16 protein-coding genes are annotated in these 18,843 nt (G+C 70.8%); 7 read left to right on the top strand and 9 right to left on the bottom strand.

Annotated features, from left to right (window positions below; all coding sequences use genetic code 11):
• Window positions 1-31 precede the first annotated feature (31 nt).
• Window positions 32-2,557, top strand: coding sequence for an ATP-dependent Clp protease ATP-binding subunit (locus ACIQLK_RS03955; protein ID WP_400362999.1), 2,526 nt, complete (start codon window positions 32-34; stop codon window positions 2,555-2,557).
• A gap of 52 nt (window positions 2,558-2,609) precedes the next feature.
• On the opposite strand, the gene ACIQLK_RS03960 is transcribed toward ACIQLK_RS03955, so the two are convergent.
• The 6 genes from ACIQLK_RS03960 to ACIQLK_RS03985 form a co-directional block, all read right to left on the bottom strand.
• Window positions 2,610-3,038, bottom strand: a complete 429-nt coding sequence (locus ACIQLK_RS03960; protein ID WP_400363000.1) for a GNAT family N-acetyltransferase — start codon at window positions 3,036-3,038, stop codon at window positions 2,610-2,612.
• A gap of 121 nt (window positions 3,039-3,159) precedes the next feature.
• Window positions 3,160-3,408 carry a hypothetical protein gene (locus ACIQLK_RS03965; protein ID WP_400363001.1) on the bottom strand — a complete coding sequence of 83 codons (249 nt, stop codon included), beginning with the start codon at window positions 3,406-3,408 and terminating at the stop codon, window positions 3,160-3,162.
• A gap of 193 nt (window positions 3,409-3,601) precedes the next feature.
• Window positions 3,602-4,456, bottom strand: a complete 855-nt coding sequence (locus ACIQLK_RS03970) for a prolipoprotein diacylglyceryl transferase (protein ID WP_400363002.1) — start codon at window positions 4,454-4,456, stop codon at window positions 3,602-3,604.
• Complete coding sequence (locus ACIQLK_RS03975) at window positions 4,423-4,740, bottom strand: hypothetical protein (RefSeq protein WP_400363003.1); 318 nt, start codon at window positions 4,738-4,740, stop codon at window positions 4,423-4,425. The genes ACIQLK_RS03970 and ACIQLK_RS03975 overlap by 34 nt, the downstream gene beginning before the upstream one ends.
• Window positions 4,737-6,326, bottom strand: a complete 1,590-nt coding sequence (locus ACIQLK_RS03980; RefSeq protein WP_400363004.1) for a radical SAM protein — start codon at window positions 6,324-6,326, stop codon at window positions 4,737-4,739. The genes ACIQLK_RS03975 and ACIQLK_RS03980 overlap by 4 nt, the downstream gene beginning before the upstream one ends.
• 153 nt (window positions 6,327-6,479) lie before the next feature.
• Window positions 6,480-8,024 carry an amino acid permease gene (locus ACIQLK_RS03985; RefSeq protein ID WP_400363005.1) on the bottom strand — a complete coding sequence of 515 codons (1,545 nt, stop codon included), beginning with the start codon at window positions 8,022-8,024 and terminating at the stop codon, window positions 6,480-6,482.
• A gap of 174 nt (window positions 8,025-8,198) precedes the next feature.
• Between ACIQLK_RS03985 and ACIQLK_RS03990 the strand changes: the two genes are divergently transcribed.
• The 6 genes from ACIQLK_RS03990 to ACIQLK_RS04015 all read left to right on the top strand — a co-directional run bounded on the left by ACIQLK_RS03990 (window position 8,199) and on the right by ACIQLK_RS04015 (window position 14,908).
• Window positions 8,199-9,554: a glutamine synthetase family protein gene (locus tag ACIQLK_RS03990; RefSeq protein WP_400363006.1), complete on the top strand. Its 1,356-nt coding sequence runs from the start codon at window positions 8,199-8,201 to the stop codon at window positions 9,552-9,554.
• Window positions 9,535-10,305, top strand: coding sequence for a gamma-glutamyl-gamma-aminobutyrate hydrolase family protein (locus ACIQLK_RS03995; RefSeq protein WP_400363007.1), 771 nt, complete (start codon window positions 9,535-9,537; stop codon window positions 10,303-10,305). The genes ACIQLK_RS03990 and ACIQLK_RS03995 overlap by 20 nt, the downstream gene beginning before the upstream one ends.
• Window positions 10,302-11,657 (top strand): aldehyde dehydrogenase family protein, encoded by a 1,356-nt coding sequence (locus ACIQLK_RS04000; protein WP_400363008.1) that lies wholly within the window; start codon window positions 10,302-10,304, stop codon window positions 11,655-11,657. Before ACIQLK_RS03995 ends, ACIQLK_RS04000 begins: the two co-directional genes overlap by 4 nt.
• Before the next feature lie 19 nt (window positions 11,658-11,676).
• Window positions 11,677-12,450 (top strand): 3-oxoacyl-ACP reductase, encoded by a 774-nt coding sequence (locus ACIQLK_RS04005; RefSeq protein WP_400363009.1) that lies wholly within the window; start codon window positions 11,677-11,679, stop codon window positions 12,448-12,450.
• Window positions 12,447-13,160 (top strand): FadR/GntR family transcriptional regulator, encoded by a 714-nt coding sequence (locus ACIQLK_RS04010; RefSeq protein WP_400363010.1) that lies wholly within the window; start codon window positions 12,447-12,449, stop codon window positions 13,158-13,160. Before ACIQLK_RS04005 ends, ACIQLK_RS04010 begins: the two co-directional genes overlap by 4 nt.
• 263 nt (window positions 13,161-13,423) lie before the next feature.
• Window positions 13,424-14,908: a hypothetical protein gene (locus ACIQLK_RS04015; RefSeq protein WP_400363858.1), complete on the top strand. Its 1,485-nt coding sequence runs from the start codon at window positions 13,424-13,426 to the stop codon at window positions 14,906-14,908.
• A 95-nt stretch (window positions 14,909-15,003) separates the two neighbouring features.
• Here the strand turns inward: ACIQLK_RS04015 and ACIQLK_RS04020 are convergent, their stop codons facing one another.
• The 3 genes from ACIQLK_RS04020 to ACIQLK_RS04030 all read right to left on the bottom strand — a co-directional run bounded on the left by ACIQLK_RS04020 (window position 15,004) and on the right by ACIQLK_RS04030 (window position 18,786).
• Complete coding sequence (locus ACIQLK_RS04020; protein ID WP_400363011.1) at window positions 15,004-15,270, bottom strand: hypothetical protein; 267 nt, start codon at window positions 15,268-15,270, stop codon at window positions 15,004-15,006.
• Window positions 15,271-15,397: 127 nt separating this feature from the next.
• The gene (locus ACIQLK_RS04025) at window positions 15,398-16,279 is read right to left on the bottom strand and encodes a transglutaminase N-terminal domain-containing protein (protein WP_400363012.1); all 882 of its coding nucleotides are present in this window, start codon (window positions 16,277-16,279) and stop codon (window positions 15,398-15,400) included.
• Window positions 16,276-18,786, bottom strand: coding sequence for a circularly permuted type 2 ATP-grasp protein (locus ACIQLK_RS04030; RefSeq protein ID WP_400363013.1), 2,511 nt, complete (start codon window positions 18,784-18,786; stop codon window positions 16,276-16,278). Before ACIQLK_RS04030 ends, ACIQLK_RS04025 begins: the two co-directional genes overlap by 4 nt.
• Window positions 18,787-18,843 lie beyond the last annotated feature (57 nt).

The following is an 18,843-nucleotide window of genomic DNA, read 5'->3' on the forward strand; positions in this document are numbered from 1 at the left end:
GCCGCCAGTGCGTCGAGTGGAGGTGGAGACGATGTTCGAGAGATTCACAGACCGTGCACGTCGTGTGGTGGTGCTCGCCCAAGAAGAGGCGAAGATGCTGAACCACAACTACATCGGCACGGAGCACATCCTCCTCGGCCTGATCCACGAGGGCGAAGGCGTCGCCGCCAAGGCCCTCGAGAGCCTGGGCATCTCGCTCGACGCAGTGCGCGAGCAGGTCCAGGACATCATCGGGCAGGGGCAGCAGCAGCCGACGGGTCACATCCCGTTCACGCCGCGTGCCAAGAAGGTGCTCGAGCTGTCACTGCGCGAAGCGCTGCAGCTGGGCCACAACTACATCGGCACCGAGCACATCCTGCTCGGGCTCATCCGCGAGGGCGAGGGCGTCGCCGCTCAGGTGCTCGTCAAGCTGGGCGCCGACCTGAACAAGGTCCGCCAGCAGGTCATCCAGCTGCTCAGCGGTTACCAGGGCAAGGAGCCCGCCGGCGTCTCCGCCGGTGCCGGCGAGCAGGCCCAGGCCACGGCGCAGGGCGGTTCGGCCGTCCTCGACCAGTTCGGCCGCAACCTGACGCAGGCCGCGCGCGACAACAAGCTCGACCCCGTCATCGGGCGCGAGAAGGAGATCGAGCGCGTGATGCAGATCCTGTCGCGCCGCTCGAAGAACAACCCCGTCCTCATCGGTGAGCCCGGCGTCGGCAAGACCGCCGTCGTCGAAGGCCTCGCGCAGGCGATCGTCAAGGGCGAGGTGCCCGAGACGCTGAAGGACAAGCAGGTCTACTCGCTCGACCTCGGATCGCTCATCGCCGGTTCCCGCTACCGCGGCGACTTCGAGGAGCGACTGAAGAAGGTCACCAAGGAGATCCGCACGCGCGGCGACATCATCGTCTTCATCGACGAGATCCACACCCTCGTGGGTGCGGGTGCCGCCGAGGGTGCCATCGACGCCGCCAGCATCCTGAAGCCGCTGCTCGCCCGCGGTGAGCTGCAGACGATCGGTGCGACGACGCTCGACGAGTACCGCAAGCACTTCGAGAAGGATGCCGCGCTGGAACGCCGCTTCCAGCCGATCCAGGTGGCCGAGCCGAGCCTGCCCCACGCGATCAACATCCTGAAGGGCCTGCGCGACCGCTACGAGGCGCACCACAAGGTGCAGATCACCGACGGTGCCATCGTCGCCGCGGCGAACCTCTCCGACCGGTACGTCTCGGACCGCTTCCTGCCCGACAAGGCCATCGACCTGATCGACGAGGCCGGCGCCCGCCTGCGCCTGTCGATCCTTTCGAGCCCGCCGGAGCTGCGCGAGTTCGACGACAAAATCGCCAAGGTCCGCGAGGACAAGGAAGCAGCCAGCGAGGAGCAGGACTTCGAGAAGGCCGCCGCCCTGCGCGACGAGGAGAAGTCGCTCCTGGCCGAGCGTCTGCGCCTCGAGAAGCAGTGGCGCTCGGGTGACGTCGCGTCGCACGCGGTCGTCGACGAGGGCCTGATCGCCGAGGTCCTGGCTCAGGCCACCGGCATCCCGGTGTTCAAGCTCACGGAGGAGGAGACCAGCCGTCTCGTCTTCATGGAGAAGGCCCTGCACCAGCGCGTCATCGGTCAGGAGGAGGCCATCGCGGCCCTTTCCCGCACGATCCGTCGCCAGCGTGCCGGGCTCAAGGATCCGAACCGCCCGTCGGGCTCGTTCATCTTCGCCGGCCCCACGGGTGTCGGAAAGACCGAGCTCGCCAAGGCGCTCGCCGAGTTCCTCTTCGACGACGAGGGCGCGCTGATCTCCCTCGACATGTCGGAGTTCGGCGAGAAGCACACGGTCTCGCGACTGTTCGGTGCCCCTCCCGGATTCGTCGGCTTCGAAGAGGGCGGTCAGCTCACCGAGAAGGTGCGCCGCAAGCCGTTCTCCGTGGTCCTGTTCGACGAGATCGAGAAGGCCCACCCCGACATCTTCAACTCGCTGCTGCAGATCCTCGAAGAGGGTCGCCTGACCGACGGTCAGGGCCGCGTGGTCGACTTCAAGAACACCGTGATCATCATGACGACGAACCTCGGTTCGTCGGCGATCGCCGGTGGACCGGTCGGCTTCCAGGTCGAGGGCAACTCGCAGACCACCTACGAGCGGATGAAGGGCAAGGTCGACGAGGAGCTGAAGCGTCACTTCAAGCCGGAGTTCCTCAACCGCGTCGACGACGTCATCGTCTTCCCGCAGCTCAACAAGGAGGAGCTGCGTCAGATCGTGACGCTCTTCACGAAGCGCCTCAGCGAGCGTCTGCTCGACCGTGACATGACGGTCGCGCTGACGGATGCCGCCAAGGACCGCCTCATCGAGATCGGGTTCGACCCGACCCTCGGTGCCCGGCCCCTGCGCCGCGCCATGCAGCGCGAGGTCGAGGACCAGCTCTCCGAGCGGATCCTCCGGGGCGAGCTGAACGCCGGCGACCACGTCGCGGTCGACGTCGAGAACAACGCATTCGTCTTCGAGACCACGCGCCAGGAAGCCCGCGAAGCGGTCGGCGTGGGAGCCGCGGGCGAGATCACCGCGAGCCCGGACATCATCGCCGGGTCGTAACGACCGGAGTGACAGGGGTCGGATGCCGAGAGGTGTCCGACCCCTTCGTCGTTCAGTCCCCGCGTACGAGGAAGACGTCGACCTCGTCCTCGCTGTCGAGCGTGAAGCCGTGCCGCTCGTACAGGCGGCGGGCGGGACTGCCCTGCAGGACGTTGAGGCGCCACGGGCCGGGGTGCCGCTCAGCGAGAACCGACTGCAGGATCTGCGTGCCCACGCCGTGGCCCTGCACTCCCTCGTCGAGGTAGAAGTGCTCGAGCCAGGTGCCGTCGTGCGCCGGGCGCACGACGACCGAACCGGCATCCGCTCCGTCGACGACGATCACCCGGGTGAGCGCGGGATCGAATGCGTCGAGGAAGCGCTGTCGGATGCGGACCTCGTCATACCGGCCGAGGCGCTCGAGGTCGGGGCGCAAGACCACGGCTCGGAGCTCGGCGATCCACGTCGCGTCGTCGGGCGTCGAGGGGCGGGTGGTCCAGGGCATTCGTCCATTCAACCCGGTGTCGCCGGTGGCGGATGCAACGGAATCCCGACGACACGCGGCATCCGTGATGCGATCGTCGGCGTGTCGCGCCCGAAGTCCAGCATCCGCGAGCGGGGCAGGGTCAGGCGAAGCCGCCGGGCGACAGGAGCGCGACGCAGGGGCCGAGGACGAGGATCCACGCGGCGGCGGTGACGATCAGTATGCCGGTGCCGATGCCGCGGGTGCGAGCGGAGAACATGAGCGCGATGCCGACGACGGCGATGATCACGAACGGGGCGAGAAAGCCGATCAGGCCGACGGAGATCAGCCCGATCGCGAGCAGACCCCCGAGGACGTAGGCGCCGCACCCGATGCCGGCTCCGATCCCCACGCCGGCGCCGAAGCTCCGGGGTCGCGGCCTCGGAGGCTGTGCGTAGCCCGGTGGTTCCGGCGAGATCCCGGGCGCACCGGGCGGCGGCGGTGTCGGGTGCGGCGGACCTTCTTGCCCGCCGACCGGCGGGCCCGGGGGCACGGCTGGCGCGCCCTCGCGCGGGGGAGGCGTCGGGTCGGCGTCCTCGGGACGGTCAGGTTCGGGGGACATCGGCGGCCATCCTTCCGATCGGTGGGGTCTCACTGAGGCGGAGGCGCCCGCGCGCGGCCATCCAGGCGAGGCGGGCGAACAGCAGGGGGATCGTCACGGCGAGGAAGAGCTGCGGCCGGGTGAGGCCGAGCCAGGCGACCTCGTTGCCGCGGACGAACTCGACGGCGAAGCGGAACACGGCGTACGCCGCGATGTACAGCGTCAGGGTCTCGCCCGGCGCGATGGGCCGGTGCCGCAACCAGAACCACAGCACGGCGAAGGCCGCGGCGTGGAAGACGATCTCGTACACGAAGCTCGGGTGCAGCGGCACGCCCGCGGGCGCCCCGACGCGCGCGGCCGCGGCCGGGTCGAGGACGATGCCCCACCCGGCGCCGGTCGGGGTTCCGGGTTGCTCGGTGAGGAGGCATCCGATCCGTCCGATCGCCATGGCCAGCGCGACGGCAGGCGCGAAGAGGTCGCCGGACCGGTCCGGGTAGCGCGCGATCCGCTTGGCGACGTGCACCCCGAGCCAGGCGCCGACGAGCGCCGACAACATCGACGCGTTGCCGTAGGCCAGCTGATCGATGAGCGACAGGTTCTTCGACGGGTCGAGGTGCTGCGCCCATGTCCCGAGCCGCGAGAGCACGGCCGCGCCGACGAGTGCGCCGAGCACGAGATAGGCGATCCGCGGGTCGCTGACGCCGCGTCGGCGCTTCTCGATGAGGAAGACGACCCCCGCAGCGAGCAGCCCGAGGCCCACGAACACGGCGTGGGTGTCGATCGGCGGCAGCCAGGGGGCGAGGTCGCTCAGCAGTGGGAACACGGTCAGCCCAGCAGCCGCATCCAGAGCATGACCCACAGGGGGATCGCCGCAAGGGCGATCACCTCGAGCACGCACAGGTAGGCCAGGACGAGCCGGGTGTCGCCGAGCTTGCAACGCGAGCGGAGCAGCCCCGCGCGCCGCGCGCGCGCGTACCCCGCGATCGCGACACCGGCGAAGACGGCGACCGCGAGAGGCCCCGTCACGGCCGCGATCGCGGCGATCGTCGCGAAGACGCACAGCCGGAGGGGGTCGAACGGCGCGACCGGATCGGCGACGCTCTCGTCACGCTGGTTGAGGTGCCCGAATCCGGCGGTACTCACGAGACGCTCACCGGGATCTGCCGCCGACCGCCCGTCGCGGTCGACAGCCGGGTGCGGCCGAGGGGTGCCCACGCCTGAACCGCGCAGAACGGTGCGCACTGGTGCGCGTCGGTCGACTCGTTGACCGTCGCGACGTGCACGCAGCACTGCGTGAGACGTTCCTCGATCATCGTGTTGATGTCCATGAACGGCTTCACGGTGATCCGGAGGACCCGCTCGCCCATCATTTTGCGAAGCCGAGCGTGCTGGCCGGGAAGCTTCGAGGCGGCGAGCGTCGCCAGCGTCCCGATGCCGAGGTCGCAGTTCTGGCAGATGTCGCGCCAGATCGAGCTCATCGACGGGTGCGACAGCGACGACTGCTCGCTGAGCAGATCGAGGAGCGACCCCTTCACGACCTCGCGGATCGCCTTGTTGACGTTGCTGTCCGCGATGCGATTGGCGATCATGTCGGGCTGCAGATCCAGGAAGTCCTTCAGCCGCTCGTGGCCGATGAGCCCGACGAGAGACTTCCAGTCGCCCGCGTCGTCCTTCAGGAGATAGCCGACCGAGCAGCAGTGCGGGTGGCTGCACGGCAGTGCGGTGAGGTCGCGCCAGGTGACCTCACCATCGGTCTGCGGGCCGAGCCGGTTCAGCACCCCGGTGTGGGTGAGTCTGTCGTTCGGGTCGATGCCCGACGAGCGGCCCGACCCGAAGACCGGCTGGACGGTGACGCCGCCGACGAACGGCGTCTCCATCGCCTTCCGGATGACCGCGCCGATCTCGCCGTCGTTGACGCCGAGGGTCGCCGTCATCGTCAAGGTCGTGAAGACCCCGGCATCCGACAGCCGCCCGATCGCGCGTTCCTTGAACCGGCGGATGTCGGCGCCCCGGTGGAAAGCGGATGCCTCGGCCGTCACGCCGTCGAACTGCAGGTACACCTCGACCCGCTCGCGGTGCTTCTTCAGCACCTCGACGAAGGCGTCGTCCTGTGCGATGCGGAGGCCGTTGGAGTTCAGGAGGATGCGGACGACGGGGCGCGCGACGAGGTGCTCGAGCAGCTGCTCGAGCCACGGATAGAGGGTGGGCTCGCCCCCCGACAGCATGAGCACGTCGATGCGGTTGTTCTCCCTGGCGAGACGCGCATCGACCGACGCGAGCACCTCGGCGAGCGGCGCGATCGCGGATGCGGCGGGGCTCGACTCCGCGAAGCACGTCGGGCATTTCAGGTTGCAGTGGTCGAGCAGGTCCTCGAGCAGGATGCAGGTGTGCTGGGTCTGCATCTGCGGCAGGCCGTCTTCGTAGGCCGACGGAACCGGCTTGAAGTTGCCCATCGTGTCGGGCCCGTGCACCTTCGTCGGCGCGGTCCACTGCTCGAGGTAGGAGAGGATCTCCGCCGATTCGTCGTACAGGGTGCGGACGAGGCCGTGGTCGGGGCATCCGCGTTCGAGCCAGACGGTCCCCTCACGGTCGGCGAGCCATCCCGACAATCGCCGCACCTCGCTGAGCGGGCGGTCCGGGTCCTCCTCGTGGCAGGTCGGGCAGAATGCGTTCACGTATCGATGGACGCGATAGTCGCGCAGGGGCATCCCCGCTCCGGCGTGGCTCATCCCCACACCGTAACGGCACGGGTGTCCGAACGGCAGGTTTTCTCCAGCCGGCAGAGATTCGAGCCGAGAGCAGGGCCTCTTCGTGGACAGCGGCGGCCGCACGTGCGAACGGACCGGGCGCGCCCTCAGCAGCGCCCGGCCCGTCCGGGTCCGTCAGGAGCGGTGGCCGCCGAAGACGTCCTTCTCCATCGCGTCATAACCCTCTCGCTGCGGGTCGCCGTGCAGGCCGCCGGAGAGGGCATACTCCTCCTCGGGCGAGAGGATGAGGCGCTTGCGGCCGTACACGGCGAACCCGATGAAGATCACGACGTAGACGATGATGATCGCCACGATCGCCAGCAGATACGACGGGTTGAACAGCAGTCCGACGAACACGATCGCGGCGATGATGCCGGCCGAGTAGGCGCCGAACAGTCCCCACGGGCTCTTGTAGGGCCGCTCGGCGTTCGGGAACTTCCGGCGCAGGATGATGAACGACACCATCTGCAGGAAGTACGCGAGCACCGCGCCCCACACCGCGATGTTCAGGACGATCGCTCCGGCCGGGCTCGTGTCGCCGCCGGCGGCCTGCAGGATGACGAGCGCGATGAATCCGAGCACGGCGCCGAACGTCAGCGCGACCCACGGGGTCTGACGCTTGCCTGTGAGCGACAGCCAGCGCGGGTAGTAGCCCGCGCGGGAGAGCGAGTACATGTTGCGCCCGTACGCGAACATGATGCCCATGAGCGAGGCGAAGAGGCCGATGAGCGCCAGCAGCGACAGGATGGCGGCGGCCTGGTCGGGCAGGAACGCCTGGAATCCTTCCAGCAGCGGTTCCGTCGACGGCGCGGTGGCCTCGGCGCCCAGCACGCCGGTGTTGAGGAAGAGGACGATGAGTCCCGTCACGATCAGCGTTCCGCGGGCCCAAAGGCCGGCGCGGGGGATGTCGCGGGCGGGGTTGTGCGATTCCTCGGCCGCCAGCGGGAGCTCCTCGATGCCGAGGAAGAACCACATCGCGAACGGCAGCGCGAGCAGCACGGCGCCGATCCCGTGCGGCAGGAACTCCGATGCGCCGAACGCGGCCGGGTCCGGCGCGATGTTCCACAGTGCGTTCCAGTGGAACGCGCCCGAGGCGAGGGCCATCACGCCGAAGACGACGATGATGCCGATCGAGATGATCGAGACGACGATCGCGAAGCCGAACGACACCGCAGCGCCTGCCGCGTTGAGGCCGATGAACAGCGCGTACAGGATGACCCACCACAGCCACGGCGGCAGGCTCGCTCCGGTGAGCAGCGACAGCGCCTTGTCGGCGTACTGGCCCGAGAAGTACACGACCACCGCGGTGGTGGCGACGTACTCGATCGTCTCAGCGAGACCCGTCGCGAGCCCTCCCCAGGGCCCCATCGCCGAGCGAGAGAACGAGTAGGCGCCGCCCGTGTGCGGCATGGCCGCCGCCATCTCGCCGATCGAGAAGGTGAGGCCGTAGTACATGAGCACCAGCACGGCGAAGGCGATCAGCATGCCGCCGAAGCCGGCGAACCCGATGCCGAAGTTCCAGCCCGAGAAGTCGCCCGAGATGACGGCGGCGACGGCGAGGCCCCAGAGCCCCCAGACGCCGGCGGACCGCTTCAGCGTGCGTTTCTCGAAGTAGCCGTCCTCGGCTCGGGCGTAGCGGACGCCGCCGGTCGTGGTGGGGGTGGTGCTCGGATTCGTCATGAGACCTCCTGGCTGCGGGTCGGCGCTCAGCGCGCCGTTCGGGTCGGACGCGCTGGCTCACGCCTTGCGGAAGAGTGTGGCGTCTATTGGTATGCCGTGTCTACCTTTGGGATGTAGCGTTCTCGTTACAGACCCACGGCGATCCCGCACAGTGCAACGACGGAAGGACCACGGATGCCCGGAAACCTGACGGTGGACGACCTCGCCGATGCGATCGCGGCCAACGAGATCGACACGGTGATCGTCGCCTTCCCCGACGCGCAGGGGCGCCTCGTCGGCAAGCGCGTCGCCGGTCGGTTCTGGCTCGACGAGGTCGCCGGGCATGGCGCCGAGGTCTGCGACTACCTGCTGTCGGTCGACGTCGACGTCAACACGATCGACGGCTACGAGATGTCGGGCTGGGACAAGGGCTACGGCGACCTCGTCCTCCGCCCCGACATGGCGACCCTCCGCCGCATCCCGTGGCAGCCGGCGACCGCGCTCGTCATGGCCGACCTCGAGTACGTACGCGGCGGCGCCGTGATCCAGTCGCCGCGCGGCATCCTGAACGTCCAGCGTCAGCGCCTCGCCGACCGGGGCCTCGTCGCCTACTCGGGCACGGAGCTCGAGTTCATCGTCTTCGACGATTCGTTCCGGGATGCCTGGGCCAAGCGTTACGTCGGCCTGCAGGCATCCACCGACTACAACGTCGACTACAACCTGCTCGCCACGACCCGCCTCGAGCCGCTGCTGCGCGACATCCGCCGCGGCATGGAGGGCGCCGGTCTCTACTGCGAGGGCGTCAAAGGCGAGTGCCACGACGGCCAGCAGGAGATCGCGTTCCGGTTCGCCGAGGTGCTCGAAACCGCCGACCAGCACACGATCTACAAGAACGGCGCGAAGGAGATCGCCGACGCGCACGGCAAGTCGCTGACCTTCATGGCGAAGTTCGACCAGCGCGAGGGCAACAGCTGCCACATCCACCTGTCGGTCCGGGGTGAGGACGGCGAAGCCGTCATGGCGGGCGACGGCGAGCACGGGTTCAGCCCGCTGATGGAGCACTGGATCGCCGGCATCCTCGCCACGCTCAAGGAGTTCACGCTCCTCTACGCGCCGACGATCAACTCGTACAAGCGCTTCGCGAAGGGCTCGTTCGCTCCCACCGGCATCGCGTGGGGCGTCGACAATCGCACGTGCGCGCTGCGTGTCGTCGGCACGGGCTCGTCGCTCCGCGTCGAGAACCGCGTGCCCGGCGGCGACGTGAACCCGTACCTCGCCATCTCGGCGATCATCGCGGGCGGCCTGCACGGCATCGAGAACGAGCTCGAGCTGCCCGCGCCGCTCACCGGCAACGCCTACGATTCCGACGTCGACCACCTGCCGACGACGCTGCGGGAGGCGGCCGACCTCTTCGAGAGGTCCGAGATCGCCCGCGCCGCCTTCGGCGACGAGGTCGTCGCCCATTACCTGCACCAGGCGCGCGTCGAGGTTCTCGCCTACGACGCGGCCGTGACCGACTGGGAGCGCATCCGTGGCTTCGAACGTCTCTGATTCCGCGGGCGGCCGCCGCCCCGTCATCGGACTCACCACCTACTTGGAGCGTGCGGTGCAGGGGGTGTGGGACGTGCGCGCGAGCTTCTTGCCGCAGCAGTACTTCGACGCCGTGACCGCGTCGGGCGGCGTCGCGGTCCTCCTGCCGCCCCAGCCGTCGGCGCAGGCGGCGGCCGACGTCGTCCTCGACGGGCTCGACGGGCTGATTCTCACGGGAGGGCTCGACGTGCAACCCGAGCTGTACGGTGCGGAGCGGCATCCGCTCACCGACCCGGCTCGCGCGGACCGCGACGAGTGGGAGCTCGCCCTGCTCGCCGGAGCCCGCGAACGCGGCATCCCGGTCTTCGGCATCTGCCGCGGGCTGCAGCTGATCAACGTCGCCTACGGCGGCACGCTGCACCAGCACCTGCCCGAGGCCCTCGGCACCGAGCGCTACAAGATCGGCGGGGGCGTGTTCGCCGAGAACACCGTCGAGGTGGATGCCGAGACGACGCTCGCGGGCTTGATCGGCGCCGGTCCGTACGGCGTCCACAGCTACCACCACCAGGGCATCGACCGCCTCGGCGAGGGGCTCGTCGTGACCGCGCGCACCGACGACGGCCTCGTGCAGGCGTTCGAGACGCCGGGCGACGACTACCTCGTCGCGGTGCAATGGCACCCCGAGGAGAACTCCGCCGACCGGCGCCTCTTCCTCGGCCTGGTCGCCGCCGCCGACGCGTACGCCGCCTCGCACCGGGGGGTCGCCGCATGAGCGTCTTCACCGTCCTGAACCCCGCCACCGGCGCCGCGGTGCGCGAGATCGACCTCGCCTCCGTGGCGGAGACGGATGCCGCGATCGCCCGCGCCGTCCGGGCGCAGCGCGCCTGGGCCGAGCTCGCCCCCGTCGCCCGCGCCGATGCGCTCCGGAACTTCGCGCGCGTCGTCGAGGAGCACGTCGAGGAGCTCGCCCAGCTCGAGGTGCTCGAGGCGGGGCATCCGATCTCGTCTGCGCGGTGGGAGGCGTCGCACGTCGCGCAGGTCCTGAACTACTACGCGGGGGCGCCGGAACGCCTGATCGGCAGCCAGATCCCCGTCGCCGGTGGACTCGACGTGACCTACCACGAGCCGTACGGCGTGGTGGGCATCATCGTGCCGTGGAACTTCCCGATGACGATCGCGGCGTGGGGGTTCGCACCTGCGCTCGCCGCCGGCAACGTCGTCGTGCTGAAGCCCGCCGAGATGACCCCGCTGACCGCGATGCGCCTCGGCGACCTCGCGCTCGAGGCGGGGCTGCCGGACGGCGTCTTCACCGTCATCCCGGGCGCTGGCCCCGTCGTCGGCGAGCGATTCGTGACGCATCCGGACGTGCGCAAGGTCGTCTTCACCGGATCGACGCGCGTCGGGACCGAGGTCGCCGCTGGCTGCGCGCGCGAGCTCAAGCCCGTGACGCTCGAACTCGGCGGCAAGAGCGCCAACATCGTCTTCGCCGACGCCGACCTCGAGGCGGCCGCCGCCGCCGTCCCCGGCTCGGTCTTCGACAACGCCGGGCAGGACTGCTGCGCTCGCAGCCGCCTGCTCGTCGAGCGCTCGGTGTTCGACCGGTTCCTCGAGCTCGTCGAGCCCGCCGTCGCCGCGTGGCGCGTCGGCGACCCGAACGACGAGAGCACCGAGATGGGACCGCTCATCTCCGCCGGCCAGCGCGACCGGGTCGCGGGCTACGTCGACGGCGCTGACGTCGCGTTCCGCGGCTCCGCGCCCGACGGCGACGGGTTCTGGTTCGCGCCGACCGTCGTCCTCGCCGGACGCGGCGACCGCATCGCGACCGAGGAGGTCTTCGGACCCGTCGTCGCGGCGCTGCCGTTCGACGACGAGGCCGACGCGATCGCGCTCGCGAACGACACCGTCTATGGCCTCGCGGGCTCGATCTGGACGCGCGACCTGGGCCGCGGCATCCGCGTCTCCCGCGGCGTGCAGAGCGGCGTGCTCTCGGTCAACTCGCACTCGTCGGTCCGCTACACGACCCCCTTCGGCGGCATGAAGGCCTCGGGCCTCGGTCGCGAACTCGGACCCGATGCGGCCGAGCACTTCACCCAGACCAAGAACGTCTTCTACGCCACCTCCTGACCCGGAAGGACCCCCCCGAATGGACCTCACCCAGCGCCTGCGCGACCGCGTCGCCATCATCACCGGCGGTGCCAGCGGCATCGGTCTCGCGACCGCCCGCCGGTTCGCCGCCGAGGGCGCCCGCGTCGTCATCGCCGACCTGGACCCCGTGACCGGCCAGAAGGCCGCCGACGAGGTGGGCGGCGTCTTCCGCCAGGTGAACGTCGCAGACCAGGCATCCGTCGACGCGCTCTTCGACGGCGTCGCCGCCGACCTCGGCTCGGTCGACATCGCGTTCAACAACGCCGGCATCTCGCCCGCCGACGACGACTCGATCGAGACGACCGAGCTGCCCGCGTGGGACAAGGTGCAGGACGTCAACCTCAAGAGCGTGTACCTCTGCTCCCGCGCGGCGCTCCGCCACATGGTGCCGACCGGCAGGGGGTCGATCATCAACACCGCATCGTTCGTCGCGCTGCTGGGCTCGGCCACCTCGCAGATCTCCTACACCGCCTCGAAGGGCGGCGTGCTCGCGATGACCCGCGAGCTCGGCGTGCAGTTCGCCCGGCAGGGCATCCGCGTCAATGCCCTCTGCCCGGGGCCGGTGAACACCCCGCTGCTGCGCGAGCTGTTCGCGAAGGACGCCGAGCGCGCGCAGCGCCGCCTCGTGCACGTTCCGATGGGACGCTTCGCCGAGCCCGAGGAGCTGGCCGCTGCCGTCGCGTTCCTCGCCTCGGACGATGCCTCGTTCATCACCGCGAACGCCTTCGTCGTCGACGGCGGCATCACCAACGCCTACGTGACGCCGCTGTGACCCGCGCCGCGTCGTCGCCGGGCCTCGGCCGCACCGTCTACCGGCCGGTGCGCGGCGGCAACGCGCTCGAGGACACCGTCGCGCGGCTCGTGCAGACCGTCCGGCTCGGCGTCGTCGCGCCGGGGGAGTCGCTCCCCTCGGAGCGCGACCTCGCCGAGCGGTACGGCGTCAGCCGCGACACCGTGCGGCAGGCGATCGGCGAGCTCGCCGACGCCGGGTACGTCGAGCGTCGCCGCGGTCGGTACGGCGGCACATTCGTGGCCGATCCGCTGCCCGTGCCGACCGGCCCCGTGGATGCGACCGAACTCGACGACATCCTGGGCCTGCGCCGCGTGCTCGAGGCGGGGGCAGCGCGCGCCGCGGCGTCTCACGAGTTGACGGATGCCGCCCGCTCCGCGCTCGAGGAACGCCACCGAGCGACCGTCGGCGCCGACGAGGGGGAGTACCGTCGGCTCGACTCGCTGCTGCACCTGGCGATCGCGGAGGCCAGCGGCATCCCGTCACTGCTGCCGCTGGTCGTCGAGAACCGGGCTCGGATCAACGCCTGGCTCGACACGTTCCCGCTGCTGCCGCGCAACATCGAGCATTCCGACGCGCAGCACGAGCGGATCGTCGCCGCGATCCTGGCGGGCAAGCCGGATGCCGCCGAGGCCGCCGTGCTCGATCATCTCGCAGGGTCCGAGGCCCTGCTGCGGGGCTTCTTGGGCTGAGATCGCGGGCGCCGGCCGGCGGGTGGGTGTGCGGCGTCGTCGGATGCAAGGGATGCCGGGCGACACGCGGGATCCGCGGTGCCGTCACCGGCGTGTCGCATCGGATTCCTCGCATCCGCGTGCGGGGGTGCGCAACCGGCGGCCGCGCATCCGACTGGTGCCGCCTCGGGGAATCTGGTGTGCTGAGCGGTGATGAAGCGGCCCGTGGTGATGCAGCGGCCTGTGGTGATGCAGCGGCCTGTGGTGATGCGGTGGCCGTGGTGATGCGTCGACCTGCGGCCGAGGCGGCCGGATGGGGTGCGGCGCTCGCGCTCGCGCTCATCGCCGTGGCCGTCGTCGCCTCGACGAGCTCGTGGCTGCTGTACCGCGACGGAGACTCGGTCGTCGTCGCGCTCATGGCGGACTCGTTGCGGCGCGGCGATCCGCAGGACTGGGCACTGTCGCCGGTGCTGTTCCTCCCCGAGACCGCGGTCTACACGGTGCTGTCATTCCTCGGACTCGGCACGACCGGCACCCTCACGCTCAACGCCGTCGTCAACCTGCTCGCCGTCTACGGCGGCCTCCGCCTGGTCGCGGGGCGCTTCAGACCCGGCGCGCGTCCCGTGCGCGGGAGCGTCCTCGCGTTCGCCGCATTCGTCGCGTTGACCCTGCTCGAAGGACCGAGTGGGATGCCGGGGTTCCACCTCGCGCTGCTGACAGCGACGACGACCTACTACTCGGCGACGGTGGTCGGCACGCTGGTGATCGTCGGTCTGTTGCGGCGGATGCTCGACGGTGCGCCGGCGGTGCGCGGGATCCCGGGAGTCGTCATCGTCGCCGCTGTGTCGACGCTCACGAACCCGCTGTTCGTCGTGTGGTGCGTCCTGCCGGTCGTCGGAGTCTTCGGCATCCTGCTCCTCGGTCGCCGCATCGCGCCGCGTCTCGCGTTCGTGACGGTGCTGGCGGTCGCGGGTTCGGCGGCGGCCGGCTACCTCGTGCGGGCGCCGTTCGCGGCGAACATCGTCGCGGCCGGGGGGAACTACCTGCGCCCCGATCGGGCCGGTGCCGCGGTCGGCCACCTCGCCGAGGTGAGCGGCGCGACCGTGTCGAGGTGGAACGGAGTGCTCTGGACCGCGGCCCTCCTGGCACTTCTCGCCGCGTGCGTCGTCGTGGGGCTGCGGGCGTGGCGCCGACACGACGCTGTCACCATCGCGGTGTGTGCGGTGGCGGTGACAGGCCCTGCCGCATCGACGGCTCTCGTCGTCATCGCGGGAACGGATGCCGACCGCTACCTGCAGCCGTGGGCGTTCCTGCCGATCCTCGTGCTGGCCGTCCGCCCGCCGGTCCTCTCCCTGCCGCGCGCGGTGAGCGCCGTCGTCGCGGGCGCGCTCGCCGTCGGCGGGGTCGTCGCCGTGCCTCTCGCGATTGCCGCAGCCGGACGCGGCGACGCCGACCTCGCCTGCGTGACGCGGTGGGTGGAGCAGTCCGGACGGACCGGCGCCGGCCAGTTCTGGACCGTGCGCGCGCCGAAGCTGACGCTCGCCGATCCGTCGCAGCTGATCCAGGTCGACAACACCCTGCGCCCGTACGACTGGCTCATCAATCGCGCGGAGGGTCGGGGGCCGGTGACCTTCCTGCTGCAGGATGCCGCCTCCGTCCCGTTCGTGCTGCCCGCCGGTGCGGTCGCTGCGGACAGGGTGGAGTGCGGGCGGTACACGATCCTCGACTTCGGCTCGCGCGTGCTGCCGCTGGGCGAACCTCGGAGCTGAGGGCCCGGAGGGCATCGGGCCGGCGTCAGCGGATGCAAGGGATGCCGGGCGACACGCGGCATCCACACGCCCGTCGACGGCGTGTCGGGGCCGAACTATTGCATCCGCGAACGGCGGCGCGCGATCGCGGGCATCGCGACGCCGATGAGCACGACGGCGAGCAGGGCCGGGAACGTCCAGGCCATGGTCGCGTAAGCGGCGTCCAATGCGGGCGACGACGCGATGCCCGCATCCGCTCCGGGAACGCTGTCGACGAGGACCGTTGCGGTCACGGTCGCGCCGACGAGCGCGACGAGCAGAACCGCCGCGGCCGCCCCGACGACCACGATCCATGTCACGAGCCGCCGGCGTCCGGTGTCCATGGCTGCACACTAGCGCGTGACCCACCCGGTGGCGGATGCAAGGGATGCCGGGCGCCATGCGGCATCCGCTCGCCCGGCGACGGCGCGTCGGGGCTGAACCAATGCATCCGCGAACGCTGCCCGGGACCTAGTCGATCGGGGCGACGTCGACCTGCACGCGCAGGGTCGAGGTCTTCGCCTCGGTGAAGATGATGCCCGTTACCGGCGAGACGTCGCCGTAATCGCGACCCCACGCGACCGTGACGTAGCGGTCGTTCGCCCACTGGTTGTTCGTCGGGTCGATCGCGAGCCACTGGTCGGTGCCCGGCAGCCAGACGGCGAGCCACGCGTGCGAGGCATCCGCACCGAACACGCGTTCCTTGCCGGGCGGCGGCTGCGTCGCGAGGTATCCCGAGACGTAGCGGGCGGCGACGCCGTGGCCGCGCAGGCACGCGATCGCGACATGAGCGAAGTCCTGGCAGACGCCCGCACGCTTCGCCATCGCGTCGCCCACCGTGCTCGTCACGGTCGTCGCCGTCTTGTCGTAGTCGAAGTCGCGGAAGATCCGCTGCATCAGATCCGTCGCGGCCTCGCCGATCGGGCGCCCCGGTGTCAGGGACTCCGCACCATAGGCGACAGCCGCCTCGTCGTGCGCGACCCGAGCCGACTCGAGTGCGTACTCCGTGGCCTCGACGGCACCGGGCAGATCGGGATGCCGCAGCGGCCGCGCGAGCTCCCACGGCTGCGCGAGCGCCTCGGCGTCGTAGTCGGGCACCGCGACCGTCACCTCGCTCGTGGCTTCGATCGTCAGCGCCTCGTGCGGGTCGGTGACGTGGAAGTAGGTCGAGGAATTGCCGAACCAGTCCGTTCGCGGTGACACGTCGCCGGGAATCGGGTCGACCGTCACCTCGGATGCGCTGACGGCCTGCCACGGCAGCTCGCGCGGCCGCAGGTGGAACTGGCCGACGCTGTCCTGCACGGCATCGCTGTAGGTGTACGCCGTGCGATGCCACACGCGGTACCGGGTCATGCGCGTGCACCCATCAGCTCGACGAGCGACAGCTCGGTCATCGACACCGCGGGCGGCCCGGCCTCGAAGTGCAGGTCGCCGATGGCGTCCGACAGCTGCTCGAGCTGGCTGCGCACCCCGTCGAGACCCTCGACGAGCCGGTCGCGGCGGCCGCCGACGACGGCTGTCATCTCGAGTACCTCGACCTCGGCGAGCTCGGTCTCGAGCTGGTCGAGCAGACGCTCGGCCCGGGAGGAGCCCGTCGACGCGGGCATCGCCGCGAGATGCTCGCGGAGGGTCTGCAACGAGAATGCGAGCGAGCGCGGATTGCCGCGATCGAGCAGCAGCAGCTCGGCGACGTCAGCCGCGCGCATCGCCCCGCGGTAGCGGCGACGGTGCGTGACCACGCTCTCGGCCGACAGCAGCAGCGACTCGAGCACCTCGCGGTCGGTGCGCGGGTTGCGGCTGGCCGACAGCGCGGATGACAGGAGTGTCGTCAGCTGGAGCCCGCGCTCCAGGTAGCGCCCTGCCTCCATCATGTGCAAGCCGGGGTCGCGGATCATGTTGGCCGTCACCCCGTACAGCGACAGCATCGACGCGAGCATGCGCCCGGCCGACTCAGCCGTTCGGTGCGCATGCGCCGAGGTGCGAAGCGCCCGCACCGCGCGCTCGATGTTCGAGAACACGCGCCACGTGTCACCGGAGAGCTGGTCGCGGACCCCCTCCATCGCGTCGCGCAGTCGTGCGATCGAGTGCGCCGCCGAGCCGGGACGGGCGGAATCCAGCAGCAGCGAGCGGAACTCCGCCTCGGGATCGCTCGCCCGCGTGCCGGCGAGTGTGTGCAGCGCCGCGAGCAGCACTCGCACGCTGTCACTCGCGCGCGCGGCGGTGTGCGCGCCGGGCTGGTCGAGCGCCGCCTGCGTCGCGATCACGAGCCGCAGCAGATCCTCCGCGCGCTCGGCGTACCGCCCCGTCCAGTAGAGGTCCGACAGCGCGCGCGGCGCGAGCGTCGGATCGCTCCGGGTCGACGGCGAGGACGCCACGTCTGCGATCCCCTGGTCGGGTTCCGCCTCGTCCGACTTCAGCACCCACACGTCCTTCGTGCGCGGCGCCGCGTCGGATGCGGTGCGGATCGTCGCGAGGCCGCCGACGAGCGGCCGGTAGGTCGAGCCGAAGCGGATCGTGAAACCCCGCAGGGTGACGGGAAGAGCGGATGCCGCGCCCCCGGCATCCCACACCGGAACCTGCGAGAGGGGCAGCTGCTCGACCGCGGCGAAGCGGTGCGGCTCGCGGTCGACTCGCGCGAGGAGCGTCGCATCGGCGGGGACGAGGCGGCGGCGGGGATCGTCGATCAGCCCGACAGCGAGCGTCGGGTCGCCGGCGGTGAGCCGCGGCAGCACCTCGGCGCGCGCCACGGCGTCGCCCAGCCACCACGCGGGGACGGAGGGGAGGCGCAGCTGCTCGCCGAGGAGCCGCTCGCACACCGCCGGAAGGTAGGGGAGCAGCGCAGGGTTCTCGAGGACGCCCGCGCCGAGCCCGTTCACGACCCGTACGCGTCCGCGGCGGACGGCCTCGGCGAGGCCCGCGATGCCGAGTCGCGATCCGGAGCGGAGCTCCAGCGGGTCGCACCACTCGGCATCCACCCGACGGAGGATGACGTCGACGCGCTCCCGGGGTCGACGCTGCGGCCACCCCGCGGGCTTCATCCACACGGCGCCGTCCCGGACGACGAGGTCGCTGCCCTGGACGAGGGGGAAACCGAGCGCGTTCGCGATGAACGCCTGGTCGAACGCCGTCTCGGACAACGGTCCGGGCGAGAGGACGACGATCCGCGGAGTACTCGTCTCGTCGGGGGCGGCTGCGATGAGCGCCGCGCGGAGAGCGGCGAAGTAGGGGTCCATGCGGTGCAGGGCGCCCTCGTCGAGGAGATCGGGCAGCACCTGCGAGATGACGCGACGGTTCTCGGCGGCGTAGCCGAGACCCGACGGGGCCTGCACGCGGTCGGCGAGGACGTGCCACTCGCCCGCGGCGTCGCGACCCAGGTCGGTGGCCGAGAGCAGCAGGTCGGGCGCCTGGCTCTCGTCGCCTCTTCGCGCCATCGCGCGCAGGAACCCGGCGTGGCCGAGCACGACCGCGGCGGGGACGATCCGCTCGCGGATCACGACCTGCGGTCCGTACAGGTCTGCGAGGAGGGCGCCGAGGAGCTCGGCCCGCTGCGCGAGGCCGACGTCGAGGCGTGCCCATCCGGCGGCATCGAGGACGAACGGCATCGGGTCGAGCTGCCACGGCTGCAGGTCATCGCCGGCGCGGGCGTACGAGACGCCGTCGTCGGCGAGGAAGCGCGAGATCTCGCCGTCGACGCGGTCGAGCTCGTCGCGCGTCAATCCCAGGGCGAGCGAGGCGAGACCCTGCCATGCGGGGCGCAACGAGCCGTCGGGGTCGACGACCTCGTCGTAGCGCGACGTCGTCGACGCGAACGGCAGCGTCGGTTGCGACACGGCCGCGGCGTAGTCACGGAGCACACTCACGGGGTCCCCTCCCTGCGTCCAGCGTAGGGGCACCGCACCCCCGGCTCCGCGCGTCGG

Source organism: Microbacterium sp. NPDC091382 (genome assembly GCF_044757025.1).
Taxonomy (GTDB): Bacteria; Actinomycetota; Actinomycetes; order Actinomycetales; family Microbacteriaceae; genus Microbacterium.